Origin of the sequence: Embleya sp. NPDC050154 (assembly GCF_044460165.1) — a bacterium.
GTDB lineage: Bacteria > Actinomycetota > Actinomycetes > Streptomycetales > Streptomycetaceae > Embleya.
The window spans coordinates 493,865-513,285 of sequence record NZ_JBITJP010000004.1 but is presented as its reverse complement, the minus strand read 5'-3'; the positions used below and the strand labels follow the sequence as shown (position 1 = coordinate 513,285).

Sequence of the window (19,421 nt, the reverse complement as noted above, 5' to 3'; positions counted from 1 at the left end):
AGGTCGCACGACCGGAAGTGGCTCGGGCCCTCGGCGTCGAGGTCGCACATCCGGCGTACACCGCAGTCCGCTGCCCTGCGTCGTCTCGGTTCGATGCCGCGTTCGATACCGAAATCGTGAGATGCCACGGAGACTGAGACCCTACAGTTGGCTAGGCTGCGAATCCGACCCCGGAGGCGAACTCGAAGCCGCCCCAGTCCGAGCCGAGATCGGCCAACACCTCGTCGGTCCACAGCTCGTCGAGCATCCGTTCGTCCCCGGCCGCCCAGGCGCGCACGATCGCGTCCCAACGGCGGACGTTGACGCTGCGGTGCCCGGCCACGCCCGCTCGGCGGTGCGGCTCGCGTACACCGGACTGGTCGTGCGGGTGCAGTTCCACCCGGGTGCCGCGGCCGCCGTTGTTCAGGCGACGGGTCAGCGACCGCGCCACGTTGCGCCGGCGCAGGTCGCGGTACGCCGCGTCGATCCGGCGCAGGTTCGCCCGGTTGGGGGTCTGATCCTCGGCGAGCCAGGCCGCGAGGGTGCGGGGCGTGACGGCGATACCGGCGGTCTCCATAGCCTCGTAGCCGGCTCGCGAGGCGGTGAGGTAGCGCAGGCGGGCGGCGAGGCCGCGTTCGGTGTCGACGGGCGAGCTGACGCCGTCGGCGAGTTCGTCCAGCCGCTCGGCCGCCAGGGCGGAGGCGCGCATGCCGCGCATCCCGTATTTGCCGGGCTCCAGGGAGCGGTACGGCATACGCGGTCAGTTCCTCTCGGTCGAGGGGGCGGCGGGGTCGGTGGGGTCGGTGGGGTGGGCCGTCAACTCTTGTCCTTGGTCTGGAGAATGTAAGTGTCCTTGATCTTGACGTCGCCCACCCCGCGGCCCTCGGCGAACACGGTGCGCCAGTCGCCGCCGGTGAGGTGGAGTTCGTCGGTGCCCATCACCCGCACCACGGCGAGGCCGCCCCGGTGGGCCTTGAAGGCCTTGACCCACAGGTTGGAGAACGCCTGGGAGCGGATGATGTGCATCCAGTCCGGGCGGTTGATCTCCCGGTTGTAGTTCGAACCACCCATCGTGGACACCAGCTTGGCGTACATCTGCTTCACGTAGTCCAACGTCACGTCGTCGCCTTCGGCGATCGCCGCGTCGCGGGCGTCGCGCAACGCGGTCCGCAACCGCTCCAGGAGGTTCTCGGTCGCCACCGCCGTCCAGGACTCGAGGATCTGCGGTTCCTCGCACAGGGTGCCGTACGCGGGCGAGGCGCAGCGCAGGAGGAGTCGCAGGGTGGGGTCGGTGATCCACAGCGGGCCGGGCTCGTCCCGGTCGCCGAGCGGGTTCGGGAGATCGTCGTGCTCCCACGTCGGGGGCTCGACGAGGTAGATGCCGGCGCGGCGGCGTTTGCGGCCGCGCGGTCCGTCGAAGTCGTCCAGGTCGGGGCCGGCGCGGTGTTCGAGCGGGCCGATGGGCAGGTGGGCCTTGAGCGCGGACAGGTAGGCGGCGTTCATGTCCAGGGCGGTGACCTCGTGATCGCCCGGGGGCAGGTGCCGGTTGCGCCACTTGGGGCGGGCCTCCCACACCGCGTCCGACTCCTCCTTGCTCCGCTTGCGCAACAACTCCGGCAACGGCGGATACCACGTGTGCTCGTACCGGGACCCGGCCCGCGACAGCCGCAGGAGCTCCATCACGTCGGGGATCGCCCGGCGGGCCAAGGCCTCGCTCGCGGCGGTGATGTCGCCCTCGGCGGCCGCGAGTTCCTCGGCGACCGCGCCGGCGATCGCCCCGGGCAGCGGGTCCTCGTCGGCGTCCATCACAACCCTGCGCGCCTTCGACGCGGCCGGGGCTTTCGGCGCGGCGGAGGTGGGGCGGGCGCCGGCGCGGGCGGGCGTGGTCGAGGGGCGGGGCGCGGTCGCCGGTGCGCCGGCCGCGAGCCCATCCTGTCGGCCCTCGGTTCGTTCGCGAGGAGCGGGAGCTAGGGGTTCGGTGCTGTCGGCGGAGGGCACCTCGGCCGGGCCGGTCTCGGCCACGGCGGTCGAAGCCGGTGCGGGGTCGGTGAAGCGGACGTGGGCCAAGTCGGCGTGCAGCGCCGCCTGAGCGACCGGGCCCAGATCGCGTTCGGCGACGATCGCGAACGCCTGCTCACCCTCACGCGTCAGATGCACCACGGTGTCCGCGTCGCCCAACGCCGCGACGATCTCCGGCGGTTCGCCCACACCTGTCTCCCACACGGCCACCACCGGCACGTCCAGATCCGCCGCCAACCGGCGCAACGCGGCCACACCATGGCGGATATCGGGACCGGCAACGCCGGCCGCGCCGGGGAGGAGGTGGTTGAGCGGGTCCACCGCGACCAGGCGCAGGCCCGCGATATCCGCTGCGGTTTCCCGGAGCAGGTCCAGGGTGAGGTCGGCGCCGTCGTCCAGGAGCAGTCCCCCGGCCGCCAGGCGCGCCGACGCGGCGTCGGCGGCGTGGCGTTCGGTCTCGGTGAGGGTGTCCGCGCGCAGCCTGCGGTGGTCGACTCCGGCGGCGGCTGCGGTCAGGCGGGCGGCGATGTCGGCGCGGGGGCGGCCGGGCGTGCACGAGAGCACCGCGTTCGACTTGTCGGGGTCGTCGGCCGGGGCCAGGGTCGCGGACAACACCGTGCCCGCCGCCAACAATCCGGCGCCGGCTCCGGGCGCACCGACCACCAGCACCAGGCGGCCGGGCAACGCGCCACCGCCCAGGGCCTCGTCCAAGGCTGTGGGGCCGAAGGAGATCGCACGGCGGCGGGCGGTGGTCGCCTCGCCCAACGCCGTCGCGAACCCCGCCACACGACGACCCGCCCCCGAGGAAGCGGCAGGGGTGATCGGAGCGGCGGGTGGCGGGGGCGCGACGTCGGGGGCGTCCGGTCCGGGCATCGCCCGCGTCGCCGGCACGGCGGTGCCGCCGCCGCTGGTTGTGGTGGCGGTGTGGGTGATCTGGGCGTAGACGCGGCGGTAGCGCAAGACCAGTTGCGGGGTACCCGCCGCGGCCGCGCGCACCAGGTTGCCCAAGCCCTGCCGGGCCGCGGTCATCGTGAACGCCGGCAACTCCCCCTGCGCGGCCAACACATCCGGCGTCGGCGGACCCAACACCGCACGCACGCCGTGGGGAGCGTGGATCACCACCTGGATGCCGTCTGCGGCGTCGGCCACCACCCGCGCCCACTGCCTGCGGACCTCCTCTACCCCGAACCCCGGACCCGGACCCGGGCCGACCGCACCGCGCGCAATCCGACCCGAGGCGTCCCCGTCCGGTGTCCGCTCTCCGTCGCTCATCCGCCCGACCTTTCCCACACGGACACCGACCCTCTCGATCCTACCGTGATTCGACGCGAGAATCTGCCGAATCGCCAGGAAGTCGAGTCGGAGTGAGGGGTGCTCTCGTGTGTCGGAGCGGCTTCACCGCAATGCTCATCGGGCGGAGCGATATCCGTCCGGAGGAGCGTTCGCCGTGGTCGGCCGGCACAACCGAGGGCGCGGGCTCTGGACCGGGAAGAGCGACGGCACGTCGTGGCCTCACACCGCGAAGGAGGGTGCAGCCGCCGGGCACCCGCGCGAACCGCGCGCCCGGAGACCCCAGCGTGCCAGGCGTCAGGCGGCGGTGCGGCGCGCTTCGCCGAGGCGGCGTAGCCCGTCGTCGAGTTCGGCTTGGGCGTGGTCGAGCCAGGTGGTGGTGATGTCGGTGCCGGCAGTGCTGTGGTCTGGACGCCGGTGCAGACGGGGCTCTTCGCCGGGTTCGGCGGCGCGGGCGTGGGTGATGGCGTGGCCGGCTCGGGCGGCGGCGGCGAGTTCCTCGCCGGCCGCGTCCAGGTACGTTCGGGTGGAGGGGTCGGTGACCTTCGCGAGGTTGGCCGGGTCGGTCAGGGCGCGCGCGATCGCCTCGAGGGTCTTGCCGGTGAGTTTGCGGGCGGTCAACGCCGGTGGCAGGCCCGCAAGTTGTGTCAGGTGCGCGAGGGCTGTGCTCTCCAGCAGGGCCAGGGAGTACGTGAGTCGTCCGAGTTTCGACAGGTAGGTGTCATCGGGGAACATGCGGGCCATTGTGCGGTACCGGTCCGACGTGATCGACGTGTTTTCCGTCCGTCGAACGGGTGGCTCTGCGATCCGGGAGGCGGGTGCTCGTCCGCTCCGTTCGGGGCGCCCCGTCCGCATGGCGTGGCGCCGGGTGTCGCCCGCGCGGGGCGGATCTCGACGTGACCGTCGGAGCGCGACGCAGCTCGCCGACTCGCGTAGGCCTCCGATTGCCGATCACTCCGGCGGCCTCGTGCACGGTGATGTGGTCCGTCGAACGGAACCTGAACCCGAAGCCCGGGAAGGTACACCGGACAGGGAAGATCGTGCAGACGCTGTCGGCAGCGGCAGCATCCCCACCAGGTGTTCGGGCCCGGTGCGCTCTCGGCGCGTCGGGCTCCCTGTCGCGGTCAGTCCCACCAGCCGTCGCCGGCGTGCCGGCGTCGAACCCATTCCGGGAGGCCGAAGGCTTCCGGCCCCGGATACCGGTAGGCGCCCGTCTCGCCGACCAGCCAGACCCTGCCCCGTGGGGCCCCTTGACGACGAGCAGCCGGTAGGAGAGTTCATCGTCGGTGCCCAGCACGACGGAGCCGTGGTTGCAGACGTCGGCGACGCGCTCGTCGTGGTCCGCCGCGAAGGGCTCGCCCTCCCGGGCTCAGGTCTCCCGGAGCGGGAACGGCGCGGCGGGATCCCGGTTGACCCAGTGGGACCAACCCGGCGTGAGTCGGCCCAGGGGCGGCGGGCCACCGTCCTCCGGCAGCCCGAGCGAGGACCCGTTGGAGATCTCCGCGACCGGACTCCGGTACGGCTCCGGAAGCACCACCCCGTTCTCGTTCTCCCACGCCGTGACGGCCTCGTATCCGAAAGCCGGCTCCCGCCACGCCGGTTCGAACGCCGAGCGCAGGAATTCGAGAGCGGCCTCGTCGGGACGCTCGTCAGGTGATGCCATCGTCATGGCGACACACTCGCAGAGGGGACCGACCGAGCCGCTGCGAGTGTCCGAAGCAGGTTCGGGGGTCGTGATGGTCGAGCTCCGCCCGCCGTGGGATGCGCCGCGTGTGAGGATCCTGGCCGCGCGGGGCGTGACGACGGCGTGGTGTTCGTCGACGTCGACGAGGACATCGAGGTCGTCATCGACGGCGTGATCCTGGACGACGACATCTACGACGCCTGCATCGACGAAAGCGGCCGTGTTCGCCTGGGCGAATGAAGTGAGCCGATTCATGGGCCAATTCGTCGTGGCCCCCGGTTGATCCCCCCCGATCACGCTTCCGCGAGGATGGGCCCGGTTGTGGTCGGTGGGGCCCAGCCGGGGGATGGGAGTCCTGTGTCGAAACGAACGCGATCGGTTTCGAGGCGGTCCGTCCGCGAGAGCGCGACACTCGCGGCGGTGCCGGCGCGGTCTCCGCGAGGCGGGGCCTCCGACGAAATACCGGGCCCGTACCGGAGTTCGGGCGTCGAGATGACGAGGGTCGTGTCCGGTCGGGGCTCGGTGTCCTACGACCGCCCGCCGTCCGCGGGAAGTCGTCGCCTTCTCCAGTCGGCACGAACGACCGTGCTCCGGCGATCGACAGCCGTGGCGGCGGCGCTGGTCGTGCTGCTCGCGACGGGCTGCTCGGTGGTGGGCGTACTGGACGAAACGAGCTCGGAGAGCAGCGACAACTCGGCCCTTGGCGACGCGAAACTGCGTGACCGGGTCAGGGCCCTGGTGGAACGCGCCCGCTCCGTCCACGTCGTGGTCGACGCCATCGGGAACGGCGAGCCCGATACGCACACGGACATGCGACTCGACGCCAGGACCGGGGACTTTACCGCCCGCATGGAATCCGGCGACCTGGTCGTCGAGGTGATCAGTGTCGGTTCCGACGTGTACGTCAGGGCGACCCGCCTGTTTTGGGCGGACGCACTCGGCTACCTGGACCCCCAGGACGACGCGTTGATCAACGACCTGTACGGCAAGTACGCCCACCTCGTGAGCGACGACCCGCTGCGCGCCGACGTCCTGACCACCTCGAAGTCCTACGATCCGCGCGGGTTCGTCGGGGTGCTCGCCCAGGCCACCCGTAGGGCCGGCCCCGCGCCGAACGCCCACCCCTCGATAGTGTTCGAGCAAACCGGCCCGACCGGCACCACCCACGTGTACATCCCCTCCAAAGGACGACCGCTCCCCGAACTTGCGATCCTCACGGGAGCACCCACCCACTCGCGGACCATCGCCTGGTCGGACTACGACGCCCCCACGCGCGTCCTGCCGCCGACACCGGACCTCATCCTCGAGATGCCCTACGGCGTGAACCGATCACCGTCGATCACCGCTCCCCCGCCCGTCGCTCATGGCGCGTCGCCGGCCGGCGATAATGTTCGATGACGAACTCCCCATCCCTGCTCGCGTCAAGCCGAATGATTTCCGACCGGCGCATCCAGGATTTCGACGTCGTCACCGTCGACGGACGACCCTTGGTGGTCTGCGTCGACTCTCGTGGCCGGAACGCGTTCGACCGGGATCCGGCCGATGACCATTGGACCGAGCACCGGTTGCACAACCCGCGGGGGCCGAACAAGGACGATTCGTCTGCGGATTGCCTGCTCACGATCGAGGCCGCGGTTCTCGACGGACGGGTCGTGGTCGGCGGAGGCGGATACGAGCAGTCGTTCGCTCAGTGCGACTTGCTCTCCGGGGCGGTGCGGGCCGGTTGGGGGTGTCATGACCCAGGGTGTCCGTGTCGGAATGCGCCACCCGCGTCGACCGCGCCCGCGTCAGTGCCCTGCAGTCGGCCGCGGGAGGAAGGCGGTTGTTCAGCGTGAGTCGCGTTCGGAGAGCGCTTCCGCCGGGAGGCTGCGCCAATGTCGCCCGGCCCCGGGACCGGGCGTTCCACGGAGGTAGGCCGGGACGTCGAGCGGGTTCTCCCGGTCCACCGTGAGGAGACGGCACAGGAACTCGACCATGCCGCGGTCGTAGACGCGCCATTCGCTGCCCCGGTCCCCCACGAGCGTCCTCCACGCCTCGGGATCCGGGCCGTCCACGAGCCACCCCGGAGTGTCGCCGCCCCCGTCGCGCCCCACGACCGAAACGCCCAACCGCGTGTGACCAGGTCGGGTGGACCGGTCCTGTCCCAGACGTCGCGCATGCCCTCGGTGGCCGTCTCCACCGTGCCCGCACGAATGCCCCGGCCGCCCCGGGGGACGATCACTCCTCCCGGGCCCCGGGCGCCGCGATCTCCGGCACCGCGTTCGGGATGCCCACGCACGACGACGGCTCACGTGACGATCCGCTGCTGTCCCACCGGTCATGGGCGGTCAGCAGCTATCGGCCGGATGCCGACGCGATCGCCGCTTCGCCGACCCGCATCGTGATCGCCGTGGGCGAGGAGTCCGAAAACGTGCAGACCGGACGCACCTCCGTCGCGACCGCCGAACTCCTCGGGCAGCGGGTGACCGTGTTCCCGAGCCATCACGGCGGGTTCTGCGACGGAGAGTTCGGATATCCGGGGAAGCCGGACGAGTTCGCGCACCACCTGCGCCAGGTCCTTGACGGCACCTCGTAAACCGATCGCCGACCGGGTGGTTTTTTCACGCCGGGTGCTCCGGCCCCGAACACCCTGAGAGCGGGAAGACACTCCCCGAACACCATGCGAGCGGGAAGACTCTCGCACCGCCGCATCCGGGTCACTCCCCGAGCGTCGGGAACGCCGGTACCCGGTCGCCGTCAGAGGGGGCAAGATGGTGTCGTGAACCCCAGGTGTCGCCGTGATCCGGCTCCACGGCGCGGGTTCGGGCGGCCAGGTCTTCTTCGAACAGGGCGATCGCCTCGTGGTGTCCGGGTGTCGGCACCTCACCGCCAACCGAGGCCATCAGGGTATCCGCGCCGGCGAATGGGCCCCGCTTCGGCTGCCCCGTCGACGGCACCGGATAGCCGCTGTGGACCGAGAGGTGAACCTCGCGCCCACCGCGTGACAACGGCCGGCCCACCCCGCCACGGGGCGGGCCGGCCGCACCCGTTCCACGTCACACCGTATCGGCCGCACGCACCCACGTCCGGCACACGCCGGACCCGGACGGGCGGGCCGGATCGGAGCCGTGTGCCCGGCGACTCCCCCGGTCTGCTCCCCCGCGGGGTGCCGGCGTGCCGCGGGGCCGTGGCGGCCGAGACAACAGGCCGGCTCCGGTTACTTCAGGTCCACCTCGGCCATTTTCCGTAACGCCACGTCGTCTCCCTTGTCGTCGGGTGCCGCACATCGGCGCGCCGGCCAGTGGGCATCGCGCCGCGACTGTACGGTGGCGGCCGTTGAAGGATCGCCCACGCCGGGTCCCGGCGTCCCGGCGTCCCGGACATGGGCAAACGGCCGGAGCACCGATACGTGCCACACCACGGCGGATCCCGGCCTTCGCCCTTCCGGCGGCACCGGTGCACCGCGGCCGCCCGGCCCTGACACGCGAAACCCGCCGCCGGCCCGCCGACGACACCGCGCGGCCGACCGGGAGCCGGCAGGGCACCACGTCCCACCCAGTCCTCGCGCTCACACTCGCTGCCCCCGCCGTGTCCCTGCGCCGTCCTACTATAGGGCCGCCGGCCTCCCCTCGATCGAGCCCGGTCCGCCCCCGAGCGCCACACGGCGCGCCTGGCCATTAGTCTTCGTGCGTCATCCTGATGCCTGAGCAGGCTCCGCATCCGTCGAGCGGTTGTGGAGCCCATTTGTGCCTGTGAGGAACCTGTCATGAGCGAGCCGCGCGGGGGCGACGGCCGGAATCATTTCGCTCCACTGCGCCGCCTGCGGTGGGGTCCATGCCCGCGTCGGTCGGCGTTCGGGCGCGAGAGCGAACGCATCGTGACGGCGGTCGTCGGCGCCGCCTCCGGCGAACGGCGCGGTGGTCGCCCGGGCCAGGCGACCGGCGGGCGTCGCGGCGGGGACCCCGAGCCCGCGAAGCCGTCCGATGTCTCCCCGCCCCGGTGGCGGATATGTCATGTGGCGGTTGCGCTCGCACTACCCCTGTATGTGGGATGGGGTCTCCTGCTGGCCACCGGTGGCGGTGATCTCGCGGCTCAGTACTCCTGGGCGGAGTTCGCCGTGCGGCATCCGGGTACACCGTACGGCCTGTTCTGGTTCGGCGGGATCGACGTCGGCAGCTACAGCGTCCTCTCGCCGCCGTTGATGGCGTTGCTCGGGGTCCGCACCCTCGCCGCCCTGAGTGGGTTGACCTCGACCTGGCTGTTGGCCGCGCTGTTGGTGCGCACCACCCGGAGAGTGCCGACGTGGCCGGCGCTGATCGGGGCGCTGGCGGTGTGGGCCAACGTGGTCTCGGGCCGCGCCACATTCGCTCTCGGTGTCGCAAGCGCGCTGGGCACCTTGCTGGTCCTCGTCGGGCGGCACACACCTGTGTGGCGGCTCGTCGCGGGGGTCGTGGGGACGGGGCTGACCGTGCTGTTCAGCCCCGTGGCCGGTCTGTTCCTTCTCGTGGCGGGCGCGGGGTTCCTGCTCGACCGGCAGTGGGCGAGAGGCCTGGCCCTGATCGTGCCGACGGGTGTGGTCGGCGGGTTGGTGAGCGCGCTGTTCCCGTCCCACGGCCAACAGCCCATGGGAGCCGAGCGGATCATCCTGCCGGTCCTGGCCGGCGTCGTGGTGGCGTTGACGGCACCGCGCGACTGGCGCGAGCTGCGGGCCGGTGGTGCGGTCTACGCCGTCGGTGTGGTGCTGACCTGGCTGATTCCTTCGCCGGTGGGCACCAACGTCGAGCGCCTGGGCACGCTTCTCGGCGCGCCTGTGCTGCTGGCAATCTGGTTCGAACGGAGACGGCGAGGCCCGCAGCCCGGGAGGTTCTCGCTCCGAGTCGGTGGTGACGTGTCCTTCCGCTCGCGCTTCTGTGCAGCGGGGCTGGCGATGTGCGTGATCTGGACGGCGGTGGTGGCGGTCCGAGATGTGCAGGCGCATACGGAGGTGCCCGACTGGTCGCGGCACACCGCCGGGGTCATCGCCGAGTTGGACCGGCTGGGCGCCTATCGCGGCCGTGTCGAAGTGGTCCCCACCGGCTCGCACCGCGAGGCCCGGGTGTTCGCCCGATATTTCCAGGCGGTGCGCGGCTGGAACCGCCAACTCGACATGGAGCGCGGCCGGTTGTTCTACTCCGAGGAGCTCGACGAGGCGCGCTATCGGGCGTGGCTGAACGATTGGGCGGTCGGCTACGTCGTCCTGCCGCACGCCCCACCGGACGGCTACGCCAGGACCGAGGCCGCGTTGATCCGGTCCGGACGCCTGGGCTCCTGGCTGGAGCCGGTCTGGAACGACGCCTATTGGACCGTCTTCCGCGTCCGGGACGCCGTGCCACTGGCCACCGCCCCCGCCGAAGTGCTCCGTGCCGGCGACGCCGACATCGTGCTCAGGATGCCCCGCCCGGGAACGGTCACCGTGCGTGCCACCTACTCGCATTGGCTGTATTCCGACGGCGCCTGCCTGCGCGCGAGCGGCCCCTGGATACAACTGACCGCTTCGCGCCCCGGGATCTACCGGATCACCTCCAGCTACTTCCCCCCGGATGGCTGTCGAACATGAGGTTCGCGGCCGGGAGGCACTGACGCGGTCCCACATCCCCGAGGCCGCTCAGCCTTTGCCGGCATCGGCCCAGCCGGGCAACACCGTGCACGTCTCCGAGATGTTCCGCCTCGTACGCGGCACCGGGCGCATCCTCGACGTGCTCGACGTCCTGCACCGCGACCGCCTCGGCCGGCGCATCCACGACGGCACGTTCTCCGCGATGGACCTCACCGCTCGCCACCCGCGCACCGGCGAACTGCTGTCCACGGTGAACGCGGTGAGTTCGTGGGTGTGGTCCGAGCCCACACTGCTTCGGTCGGCGGCCTGCGCGTCGATCCGGTGACGACAAACGTGCTTCGTCGGCAGGAAAAGACAGCTCGGTGCTCCCGTGAACGGGGACAAGGGCAGGGGATGTGAGGTGTGTGCCTCGACGCCGAACGGTACCCGGCGGGGCAGCTTTCGGCGCCCCCGTCTGACCCCGGGGCAACTCGCGGCGGTCGTCCGTCATGGACTCGTGGCGAGGTCGGCTCATCGTCCGGTCACGGTGTGGGAGGCCGGTCGGATTCGGCTTCCGACGCGTTTCGGGCCGCGGCGAGTGCGGAGTCCACCTCCTTCAGCGAGCCGCGCAACGTGTGGGCGCGATCGAGCATCGCGCGCGTGGCGCCGACGAGCGCGGCCGCGTCGCGGTAGCCGCGTCGTTGCAGTTCCGACAGGCGCGCGGGTCGAAAGTCCAACAGCGCGCCCAGGTTCCCCAGTCGTCGATCGGGGTGCTCGACGATGTCGTCGGTGGGCCGGATCTCCAGCGGGGCACATCCCGGATAGGCCGCGCCGTCCCAGACCACGCCGTTGCCCAGGTGGACGACCACGGCGTTGGTGCAACCGCTGTCCGCCGCCAAAGGGTTCAGCGGCACGTTGTCACCGAGGCCGCCGTCCCGGTAGGGGCGGCCGGCGACCCGGCGCGGCGGGAAGACGAACGGCAACGCCGCACTGGCCAACAACGCGTCGTGCATGTCGTGCTCGGCCAGGTCCTGGACGCGCAACCAGGTCGCGGAGGCACCGGCGGCGGAGCGCCCGAGGTCGACCAGCCACCCCAACCCGGACCAGCCGGCCATCGCGGGGAAGACCGAGACCCACAGGTCCGGACCGCGCCCGAGAGCCGCCGGATCCACCCAGCGTTCCAGCAGTCCGCGCAGGAACTCGGTGCGCAGGATCGGACTGTGCCTGCGGCGGTGGAGCTCGCGCAGACCCGCCGGTGGACCGGACGCGTTCTCGGGCACCGGGACGTGCGCGAGTTCGGCCCGCACGCCCGCGCCGACGCCCGCGCCGCGCTCGTTCTCGGCGGCCTGGTACGCCGTCCCCAGGGCCTCCCAGACCACGGCCAGCCGAGCGGCCCCCTCGGCCAACGAGGGCGAGGAGGCGACCACGGCCGCGTTCAAGGCGCCGATGCTGGCACCGGAGATCGCGCGCGGTTCGAGGCCCTCCTCGGCCAGTCGGCGCAATACGCCGACCTGATAGGCGCCCTTGGCCCCACCGCCGGCCAGTACCAGTCCCCAGACCGACGCGGCGGAGCCGGCGGACAGCGGTCGGGGCACGGCCACGATGTCGGTCGACCGAGGCTCGGCGCCGCGGTGTCGACCCGGCGCGGTGGGAGTCGGACTCGTGCTCGTGGTGGGCACCGGAGCCGAAATCGGCCGCGTCGGACCGGTGTCGGGCACGGGGGTGGCGGGCGGCTGTGGGGATTCGGCAGCCGGCGCCCGCTCACCGCTGGATCCAGGACCCCGAGAAGGCTCGGAGGCGCATTCCGCCTCTGCCTCCGCGGACGCCTCGGCGCCTCGCGCCGACCCCACGACGGGTCCCGCATCCGCATCCGCGGACGCCTCGGCGCCTCGCGCCGACCCCACGACGGGTTCCGCTTCCACGCCGGGCCCGGGGCCCATCGCCGGCTCCGCGGGAGAGAGCATCCGACGGTCGGCGGCGACCACCGCGGCCGTGCTCGCCACCACCTGGCGCACGAACGCCCGCGGGTTGACCGTCCGCCCCGGCCGGATGTCGTACCGTGCCGCGTCCTCGATCGCCCGGTGGACCACGTCCTGGACCGGACCCGCCGCCTCGGCCGCCAGCACCAGACATCGGCCGACCACATACGGCAGCGGAAGCAGCGGCACGTGACCGTCCACGAGCCGGGAGTAGGAACGGACCAGGTCGGCGAGCATGGGGATGTCCGCCGGTGATTCCAACCGCAGACACGGGGCCAACAACTCGTCGTCGAGCAACAGCAGGCGGGGCAGTCGCGTACGGCTGCCCGCCAGGATCTTGTTCGCCAGCAGATCGCGGAACATCGGGTCACCGCTTTGGAATTCGTACTGGCCCACCGGTCCGCGATACGCCTCCTGGGCGAGCAGAACCACCTGCAACGCCCAGGGCAGCCCGCGATAGGTCTGCTCGGCCGACCACGCCGTGATCAACATGTCGAGGTGGTGCATCGCCTCCAGGCGGCCGGTCAGCAGTCGGTGCTGATCGGCCCAGCCGGCCTGCAGCCGGGTCAGGGTCGCGTCGAGCGCCGTCCGATGGTCGCTCTCGTCGGTGGTCAGCCGGTCCAGGTCCTGCCGGGTCCGGGCGAGGAGCCGACCGGCCTGAGCCAGGGCGAGGTTGGACACCGAGCCCTGGCCGGTGAGTTCCTCGATCCGCTGCAGCAGCAACCGCTGTGCGTCGACCACGTTGCGGTTGAGCAGGGATTGCGCCTCTCGCCCCACGGTCCGGGCCACGAACGCCTTGAAGAACCCGCTGTGCCGGGGAAGCCGGGTCAGATCGGTGGCGACCTGGAGGCAGTTGACCAGTTCGAGCAACAGCGCGTCGCTGACCAGCGGGATGCTCCGGGCCAGTTCGGAGACCCGGGCGGGGGCGATCTCAAACTCACCGGTCGGGCCGGTCGGGTCGCTCATTGCAGGCCGTGCAGGGAGGTGATCGGCTGGAGGCCGTCGAGGAAGTCCTCGGCGATCAGCGTCTCGGCCCGCAACTCCTCATGGAAGCGGCCCACCCGCGCCTCCCACTCGCCGAGTGATTCACGCTTGCGCTCGCGATCCTTGAGCGATTCGGCGAGCGCGTCCCGGTAGCGCTGGAGGTATCTACGCAATTGCGCGTAGTAGTTCTCCACGTGTCGGGACAACTCGCTCGTCAGGTAGGCGTGGAACTCCTCGCGCATCGCCTCGATTTTGCGGTCCAGGTCGCCGATCATCCGCTCGCGTACATCGTCCAGGCCAATCCGGTGGAACGACTTCTGCTGTTCCTCGCGATGTTGCTCCCGGAATGTGCCCCAGCCGATCCACACCTTGTACCAGACGCGCCGGCGCAGGGTCTTCTCCACCAAGATCTCGATGGTGCGCTGTTCGCTGCGCAGCGGGATCGCGGCCCAGTCCTCGGTGTCGTCGGAGAGTTCGGCCGGCGGCACGTCGAGGGTGATCCGGAACTGGGTGCGCAGGCGTCGGTGCGCCTCTTCCAGTACCGGCTGGAGCCGAGCACCGTGCCGGTCCACCTCGCTGTTGATCCGTTCGACGAAGGTGCGTGCGGCCGTGCTCTGGGCCGCCTTCAGCGCCTCGTCGATGCTCTCGATCACGGGCCGGGTGAGCAGGCTCAGGAATGCCTGCGCGTCCTCCACGGTGTCGAATTCGACCGCGTCCACGGCCGGCACCTGCTGATTGGGCCGAAGCGCCTGGGAGATCAGCCGGGCCTCCCCCGCGATACCGGCGGGCTTGTCCGTCACCTCGATGTCGCGGATGGCGCGCAGGCTCCTGCCGCGCGTGCCACGCAGGATCTTGTCGACGTCGGAGCGCAGTTGGTCGGCGACGTCGGTATTGCTGTCGAGTTCCTCGCGTATCTCGCCGATCCGGCGCAGGTCGTTGTCGAGCAGTTCGATCTCGGTGGCCACCGCCTCACGACTGCTCTTGAGTGCGCCGCGCCGCAGTTGCACCTCGTTTGCCAGTCCGACGATGCCCGCGACCGTGCGGCGCAGGGCGTTCTGCATGACCCGGGAGCCCGCCTGGGTACGCAGCGTGGCGATCGCCTGGCGCAGGAAGTCGTCGAGGCCGGAGCGCGAGCGGGCCTTCTCCGCGAGTCTGCGCACGCTTTCCGTGGTCGCCTCGCCGAGTTCCTCCTCGGCTTCGATCGTGTAGATCAACTCGTACAGCGCCCGCGTGGCCGGTCCGCTCCGAGGCTGGAAGCTGCCCGGTCGGGTCGCCTCGGCCGCCTCGACCTCGTCGAGGCAGCGGACCGCCTGGAGGGCCCGGATCGCGACGAGTTCGAAGACCCGGTCACTTGCGTCGCCGTCCACCAGACGCAGGTCGTCGATCACGAACCGGCGGAGTTCGTCGCGTTTCATGTCGCCCTGTCGGCGCTGGTCGACCTTGTTGACCACGGCGAACAACTGGTCGCGTCGGATCACCGCGAGCGCCGGTTCCATCGTGTCCTTGATGGTCGTCGCGGCGGTGCTGTTGAGCTTGGTGAAGTCCAGGACGACCAGGATGACCGAGCACTTGTCGAGTTGTTGGCGCAGTACGTCGGACAGGCGCAGGCCGCTGTTCGCCTCGTCCGGGCCGGGGGTGTCCACCAGCACGAGGTGGCCGAACGCGGTCGTGTCGTCGGTGGGAGCCCATCGGTGCGAGGCCACGATGCGGGGCACGGCGTGCAGCCGGTCCGCCAGGTGCACGGGATTGCGCAGCCCCGCCGCCAGGCGTGTCAGGTCGTTGAACGCGGTGAGGGCGCCGCGAATGTCGTCCAGGCCGGTGAAGGTGGTGCGGTTCCAGCGAGCGAGCCAGTCGTCCTGGATCTGCCGAAGGAAGTCGGCGAGGTAGGGGTAGCGGCCGGTCATCCGATCCCGATAGCCGGGATCGGCGCTGTCCGGGGCCAGTTCGTCGGCGATCCGGCGGATGGCCTCACGAAAGAGTTCGTGGTCCCTGGGGTCGATCTGCAGCGTCGGGCGAAGCCTGTCGTCGGGCTGGGAGAGCACGATCTCGGTCGGTAACGTGGTCATCGCGGCGGCCCGGCTGGGCACCAGGTCGTAGCCGACCAGCGAGTTGACGATGGTGGATTTGCCGGCCTTCATCGGCGCGATGATCGCCATCCGAAGTTCCAGGTTCTGCACGGAGGTTCGCGCCTCGGTGACCAGATCGATCAGTGCCTGGGTGGCCTTCTTGCGATTCTTCGTGTCCTCCAGGTGCGGATCCGCTTGTGCGAGCAGGGATTCCACCCGGGCGAAGAACTCCAGCACGTCCTGGTGCAGCGCCGCCAGTCTCCTGGGCAGCATGGGATCCGTGTACGTCATCGCTCACCCCCGGGCGGCGCCGGGCAGACGCCGCCGAATACGTCGCGTACCGACCATGATTCCGAACCAGGCTACGCACTGCCCGCCCCTCCTCGCAGTCGATCGGGATCGCCGCGGGGATCGCGTCGCCCCCGGCCGAGGCGTCACGCCGCCGCGGCCAACCGACGCACCGGTCCCGGACGAACTGCGCACCGCGCTGGACGCGTGCGCGAGCGAGACGATCGCCCAAGTGATGGCACCGCTGCCCTGGATGCGCGCGATCGACTGCACCGGCCACACCGCACTCCACCGCTGCCTTCGCGCACTGCTCCACATCGAAGACCCCGAACCGCGACCGGACAACCCGTGGAATCACCTCCGCAGCCCGGTCGGACCGCCACGAAACCCGGGAAAAGCACCCGGCTCACGGCCCGTTGGGCGCCTGCCGGTCGTCGAACCGGCCCATCACCCGCGTTCGCGGGGAAAGCCGGGACGCCACGGATCGGCGTGTGTCGGTGACCCCCGTGAGGTGCCGCCGCACATCGGTCACACGCATGCCGGCAGCCAGGGCGGCGGCGATGCCGGTATCGGCATCCTCGAAGACCACGCAGCAGCGGGCCGGGACCCCCAACAGTCCTGCGGCGCGGAGAAAGATGTCGGGGGCGGGCTTGCCGCGCGCGACGTCATCACGGACAACGACCACGTCGAACACACGGGCCGGCTTTGCGGCGTCCCAGTCCCGCCCGGACGAAACGGCGACTGCTGCCGGTGGCGATCGCAGCAGGGACGCCGGGACCCCGGCCGCGGGCCAACCGCGCCGCCGGCTCGATGACGCGCACGTCACCGACCCGCCGCTTCGAGCGAGGCCGTCAGCTGCGACGCCTCGGCGTCGTGGGCGAACACACGCCACTCCACAGGTTCCACACGCTCGGCCGCGCTCTGCCGCACTTGCGCGGCAAGCCGCGCGACCGGGGTCGAGGCGTCCAGAGCGAGGTGCTCGACGATGCAGTGGGTACCGTAGTGAGTGAGGGTCAACGGTCCGATCCGCTCGACCACTGTGCCGAACCGCGGATGCGCCGAACCGGAGCCACGCAGGATGCGATCGTGCGCTGCAAGCAGTTCCCCCACGTCCAAGACCACCGCGGCATTCAAGCACTGCAAGTCCCGCGAAACCATTGGTTGGATGCGAACGGGCCCGTCGAACGAATGTGATTCTTCTCGGCCGGGTTGATCGACCCTGCACCGGCGGTGCCTCCGACGAAGCCCGCGAAGCCCGCGAAGCCCGCGAAGCCTTCGCACACAACGCGTACCGCCGGGTGTGCCGCTAGGGAGCGGATCGCGTTCTCGGTGTCCCGACGGTGTGCCTGTACTGGCCCCACACGGGGGGGTGTGGACGATCCTCGCGCACGAGTTGCGGTGGCTCGAGGAGTGGGTGAGGACCGTCGCGGTGCCGGTGTTGCCGACCGGACGCCACGACGTTTCGGTGTTGCCACCGCAGGTGCACATCTCCACCGGCTACGACGACCTGCGAGGACGACTCGCCGACGCCGGTAGCGCCCAGGCCACCGAACACTCCCGGGCCCGGCTCGACGACGTGGTCCTCGACGTGGTCCATCGCGGCACGCCGGTCGCCCGGTGGGTCGTCCCGGCAGAAAGCCGCCTGGGACACGCTCACCAGCCACCAACGCGAACGAGTGGGCGTGTGCGGGTCTTGATCGGATAGGCGGAGAGTGCATCGGGTCGTACCCACCTGTCCGGGCCCTTGTCGGCGGTGGCGTCGGGTCTCGTAGGCGCCCGCAAAATGGCTGGTCACAGGTGCGGCCTGTGCAGGACCCTGAACGTATGCCTCGACGTCTGATGTTCGTGCAGTTGAAGACTGGTTACAGCACCGACCGCGGACCCTCGTGGATCGGGTGGGTGGACTTCTCGAAGACTTGGAGCACCGCGTACTTTCACGGCAGGACACTGCGCCGTGCAGGGGGGATGTCCGACGCGAACTTCTACGACGTGGCGACCGGTGAGGAGTTCTGGGTCTCCGGGCCGAAGCGGGACCGCACCGACACCCGCTACGGCCCCTCCAACTCTGAAATCGAGCCGGGCGCCGTCGAGACCTATCACGCCTTCCTGGACGGTGCGCCCCTGCCAGGCCGGGAAAGCGGCTGACCTCGCGCCCCTGCCAGGGGGTGCGTCCGGGTCTTGCTCAGATACACAGAAAGTGCTTCCGACCTGCGTCTATTGGACTCCGGTTCGGCGGGTCGGGGGCCCTCATCCCCGACCGCACCGTCACCTCACCGTCCGGCGCACCGGCGGGCGCACCGGGGTCACCGGGGTCGGCGCAGGGTCGCGAACGCCTTCCCGTCGATCGGGCCGTGGGCGTGGAGGCGGTCGACGGTGGTGGCCTGTACCTCGAGGACGAAGGTGGCACGGAGGTGGCACGGCCGCGTGGTACCGCGCGGGGGCGTCCGGCGGGCGGGCCCGGCGCGCGACCCAGGGGCCGGCGAAGTCGTTGAACCCGCGTGAGCACCTGCTCGCCCCGCCCCCTCGTCACCGCCACGCTGTCTGCCACCCGTGCGAGGACCGGGCCCCGGCCGACGACACACCGGCCGTGCGGAAGCAACAGGAAGGCGACTCGGCGGAGTTGCGCCCCTTGGGTGGGTGATTTCCCTATCGCGGTCGACCGGTTCGGCGATGAGGATTCGCGGACGGACACAAAGGTGGGGCGCGCATGGGCGGCGGCGACGACGGTGAGCGGAAGACGTGCGGGTGCTGCTCGAGGAGCACGACGCCGCGCTGCGCGAGGTCGATCCCGGCGACACGGGGTCCGTCCTGCGGGCGGCATGCCAGGGCTTTTGCCCGGCGGGAGCGGCGGGCAGTCTCCTGGCGCTGTGCGCGGACCGGGAGAGATCCTCCCCGCGTTGTGGGACAACGCCTCGCCGGTCCTGGCGGCGGCGCTCCTCGCGCTGCAGGGCGCGCCGTCCCTGGCGGGAGGGCAGGGGGCCCGGATCCCGCGGGCGGCCCGGCGAGGCGATCGGCGACGACGAGGCCGAGGAGGTACGTCATGCAATCCTCCGGCTCGCGCTCACCCTGAACACCGTGCTCCCGGCCGCCGCCGACCGCGCCGGCGCAGTAGGCGACCGGGACGCGTGCCGCCAGGCCGCCCTGCTCGCCCACGAACCGTCCGACTGCTACGAAGGCCGTTTCCGCGGCCGGCGGGTGGGTCGACGCGGTCGGCCGGTTGTCTCCGGGAGCGTAGGCGTCACTCGGCGGCCGGTGGGTCGTTGTGCCCGTCCCGTCGTGGTGGTCCGGCGTCTCCCCGTCGCCGGGTCCCGCCGCGGCCCTGCGGTCCCTGCCCCGAGGCCGCGGGGTGGGCGGGCGCTTCGGTGCCGGCAGGCGTGACGCCGGCACCGACCGCGCCCGGGACACGATCGGCGTCACCCGACCGAAGCTCGCGCCGCGCCTGCGAAACGTCGCCGCTGTGGGGGCGGGCCGTCGATCGTCCAAAACCGGTGAGGGTGCTCGACGTACGAAGCCGGATCCACCGCGCCCCGGGCCCGCCGCCGCCGTCGTGCCGGCCAGCAGCGGCCCGAGACCGTACT

The 19,421-nt window shown here is 71.3% G+C and carries 14 protein-coding genes and 1 pseudogene; 6 read left to right on the top strand and 9 right to left on the bottom strand.

What is annotated here, in order from left to right; genetic code table 11:
* Nucleotides 1-151: 151 nt before the first annotated feature.
* From ACIBSV_RS11595 to ACIBSV_RS11580, 4 genes are all read right to left on the bottom strand, one after another.
* Nucleotides 152-733: a transcriptional regulator gene (locus tag ACIBSV_RS11595; protein ID WP_395861703.1), complete on the bottom strand. Its 582-nt coding sequence runs from the start codon at nt 731-733 to the stop codon at nt 152-154.
* Nucleotides 734-795: 62 nt separating this feature from the next.
* Nucleotides 796-3,270, bottom strand: a complete 2,475-nt coding sequence (locus ACIBSV_RS11590; protein ID WP_395861701.1) for a DnaB-like helicase C-terminal domain-containing protein — start codon at nt 3,268-3,270, stop codon at nt 796-798.
* Between the two features lie 315 nt (nt 3,271-3,585).
* The gene (locus tag ACIBSV_RS11585) at nt 3,586-4,023 is read right to left on the bottom strand and encodes a hypothetical protein (RefSeq protein ID WP_395861699.1); all 438 of its coding nucleotides are present in this window, start codon (nt 4,021-4,023) and stop codon (nt 3,586-3,588) included.
* 634 nt (nt 4,024-4,657) lie between these two features.
* Nucleotides 4,658-4,957: a hypothetical protein gene (locus ACIBSV_RS11580; protein WP_395861697.1), complete on the bottom strand. Its 300-nt coding sequence runs from the start codon at nt 4,955-4,957 to the stop codon at nt 4,658-4,660.
* Between the two features lie 600 nt (nt 4,958-5,557).
* Between ACIBSV_RS11580 and ACIBSV_RS11575 the strand changes: the two genes are divergently transcribed.
* Both ACIBSV_RS11575 and ACIBSV_RS11570 read left to right on the top strand, forming a co-directional pair.
* Nucleotides 5,558-6,370, top strand: a complete 813-nt coding sequence (locus ACIBSV_RS11575) for a hypothetical protein (protein ID WP_395861695.1) — start codon at nt 5,558-5,560, stop codon at nt 6,368-6,370.
* A gap of 859 nt (nt 6,371-7,229) precedes the next feature.
* Nucleotides 7,230-7,547 (top strand): annotated as a pseudogene (locus tag ACIBSV_RS11570) (alpha/beta hydrolase); the annotation flags it as partial.
* A gap of 121 nt (nt 7,548-7,668) precedes the next feature.
* Here ACIBSV_RS11570 and ACIBSV_RS11565 read toward each other — a convergent pair.
* Nucleotides 7,669-7,854: a hypothetical protein gene (locus ACIBSV_RS11565; protein ID WP_395861693.1), complete on the bottom strand. Its 186-nt coding sequence runs from the start codon at nt 7,852-7,854 to the stop codon at nt 7,669-7,671.
* A gap of 1,112 nt (nt 7,855-8,966) precedes the next feature.
* Between ACIBSV_RS11565 and ACIBSV_RS11560 the strand changes: the two genes are divergently transcribed.
* Both ACIBSV_RS11560 and ACIBSV_RS11555 read left to right on the top strand, forming a co-directional pair.
* Nucleotides 8,967-10,547 (top strand): hypothetical protein, encoded by a 1,581-nt coding sequence (locus ACIBSV_RS11560; RefSeq protein ID WP_395861691.1) that lies wholly within the window; start codon nt 8,967-8,969, stop codon nt 10,545-10,547.
* The gene (locus ACIBSV_RS11555; protein WP_395861689.1) at nt 10,531-10,872 is read left to right on the top strand and encodes a hypothetical protein; all 342 of its coding nucleotides are present in this window, start codon (nt 10,531-10,533) and stop codon (nt 10,870-10,872) included. The genes ACIBSV_RS11560 and ACIBSV_RS11555 overlap by 17 nt, the downstream gene beginning before the upstream one ends.
* Nucleotides 10,873-11,068: 196 nt before the next feature.
* On the opposite strand, the gene ACIBSV_RS11550 is transcribed toward ACIBSV_RS11555, so the two are convergent.
* The 4 genes from ACIBSV_RS11550 to ACIBSV_RS11535 form a co-directional block, all read right to left on the bottom strand.
* On the bottom strand, nt 11,069-13,471 hold the full coding sequence (locus tag ACIBSV_RS11550; protein ID WP_395861688.1) for a patatin-like phospholipase family protein: 2,403 nt from the start codon (nt 13,469-13,471) through the stop codon (nt 11,069-11,071).
* Entirely contained in the window at nt 13,468-15,846 is a 2,379-nt protein-coding gene (locus ACIBSV_RS11545; RefSeq protein ID WP_395861686.1) for a dynamin family protein, read from the bottom strand. The genes ACIBSV_RS11550 and ACIBSV_RS11545 overlap by 4 nt, the downstream gene beginning before the upstream one ends.
* A gap of 403 nt (nt 15,847-16,249) precedes the next feature.
* Nucleotides 16,250-16,669 carry an HAD family hydrolase gene (locus ACIBSV_RS11540; RefSeq protein WP_395861682.1) on the bottom strand — a complete coding sequence of 140 codons (420 nt, stop codon included), beginning with the start codon at nt 16,667-16,669 and terminating at the stop codon, nt 16,250-16,252.
* On the bottom strand, nt 16,666-16,965 hold the full coding sequence (locus ACIBSV_RS11535) for a hypothetical protein (protein WP_395861680.1): 300 nt from the start codon (nt 16,963-16,965) through the stop codon (nt 16,666-16,668). The genes ACIBSV_RS11540 and ACIBSV_RS11535 overlap by 4 nt, the downstream gene beginning before the upstream one ends.
* Nucleotides 16,966-17,257: 292 nt before the next feature.
* Here ACIBSV_RS11535 and ACIBSV_RS11530 point away from each other — a divergent pair, with 292 nt between their 5' ends.
* Both ACIBSV_RS11530 and ACIBSV_RS11525 read left to right on the top strand, forming a co-directional pair.
* Nucleotides 17,258-17,548 carry a hypothetical protein gene (locus tag ACIBSV_RS11530; protein WP_395861678.1) on the top strand — a complete coding sequence of 97 codons (291 nt, stop codon included), beginning with the start codon at nt 17,258-17,260 and terminating at the stop codon, nt 17,546-17,548.
* Between the two features lie 119 nt (nt 17,549-17,667).
* Nucleotides 17,668-17,988, top strand: coding sequence for a hypothetical protein (locus ACIBSV_RS11525; RefSeq protein ID WP_395861677.1), 321 nt, complete (start codon nt 17,668-17,670; stop codon nt 17,986-17,988).
* Nucleotides 17,989-19,421: the final 1,433 nt, after the last annotated feature.

Bases quoted from the DNA above. Each gene is read 5' to 3' on its own strand.
- ACIBSV_RS11595 (WP_395861703.1), bottom strand. From the start codon at position 733: ATGCCGTACCGCTCCCTGGAGCCCGGCAAATACGGGATGCGCGGCATG.
- ACIBSV_RS11590 (WP_395861701.1), bottom strand. From the start codon at position 3,270: ATGAGCGACGGAGAGCGGACACCGGACGGGGACGCCTCGGGTCGGATT.
- ACIBSV_RS11585 (WP_395861699.1), bottom strand. From the start codon at position 4,023: ATGTTCCCCGATGACACCTACCTGTCGAAACTCGGACGACTCACGTAC.
- ACIBSV_RS11580 (WP_395861697.1), bottom strand. From the start codon at position 4,957: ATGACGATGGCATCACCTGACGAGCGTCCCGACGAGGCCGCTCTCGAA.
- ACIBSV_RS11565 (WP_395861693.1), bottom strand. From the start codon at position 7,854: ATGGCCTCGGTTGGCGGTGAGGTGCCGACACCCGGACACCACGAGGCG.
- ACIBSV_RS11555 (WP_395861689.1), top strand. From the start codon at position 10,531: ATGGCTGTCGAACATGAGGTTCGCGGCCGGGAGGCACTGACGCGGTCC.
- ACIBSV_RS11550 (WP_395861688.1), bottom strand. From the start codon at position 13,471: ATGAGCGACCCGACCGGCCCGACCGGTGAGTTTGAGATCGCCCCCGCC.
- ACIBSV_RS11545 (WP_395861686.1), bottom strand. From the start codon at position 15,846: ATGACGTACACGGATCCCATGCTGCCCAGGAGACTGGCGGCGCTGCAC.
- ACIBSV_RS11525 (WP_395861677.1), top strand. From the start codon at position 17,668: ATGCCTCGACGTCTGATGTTCGTGCAGTTGAAGACTGGTTACAGCACC.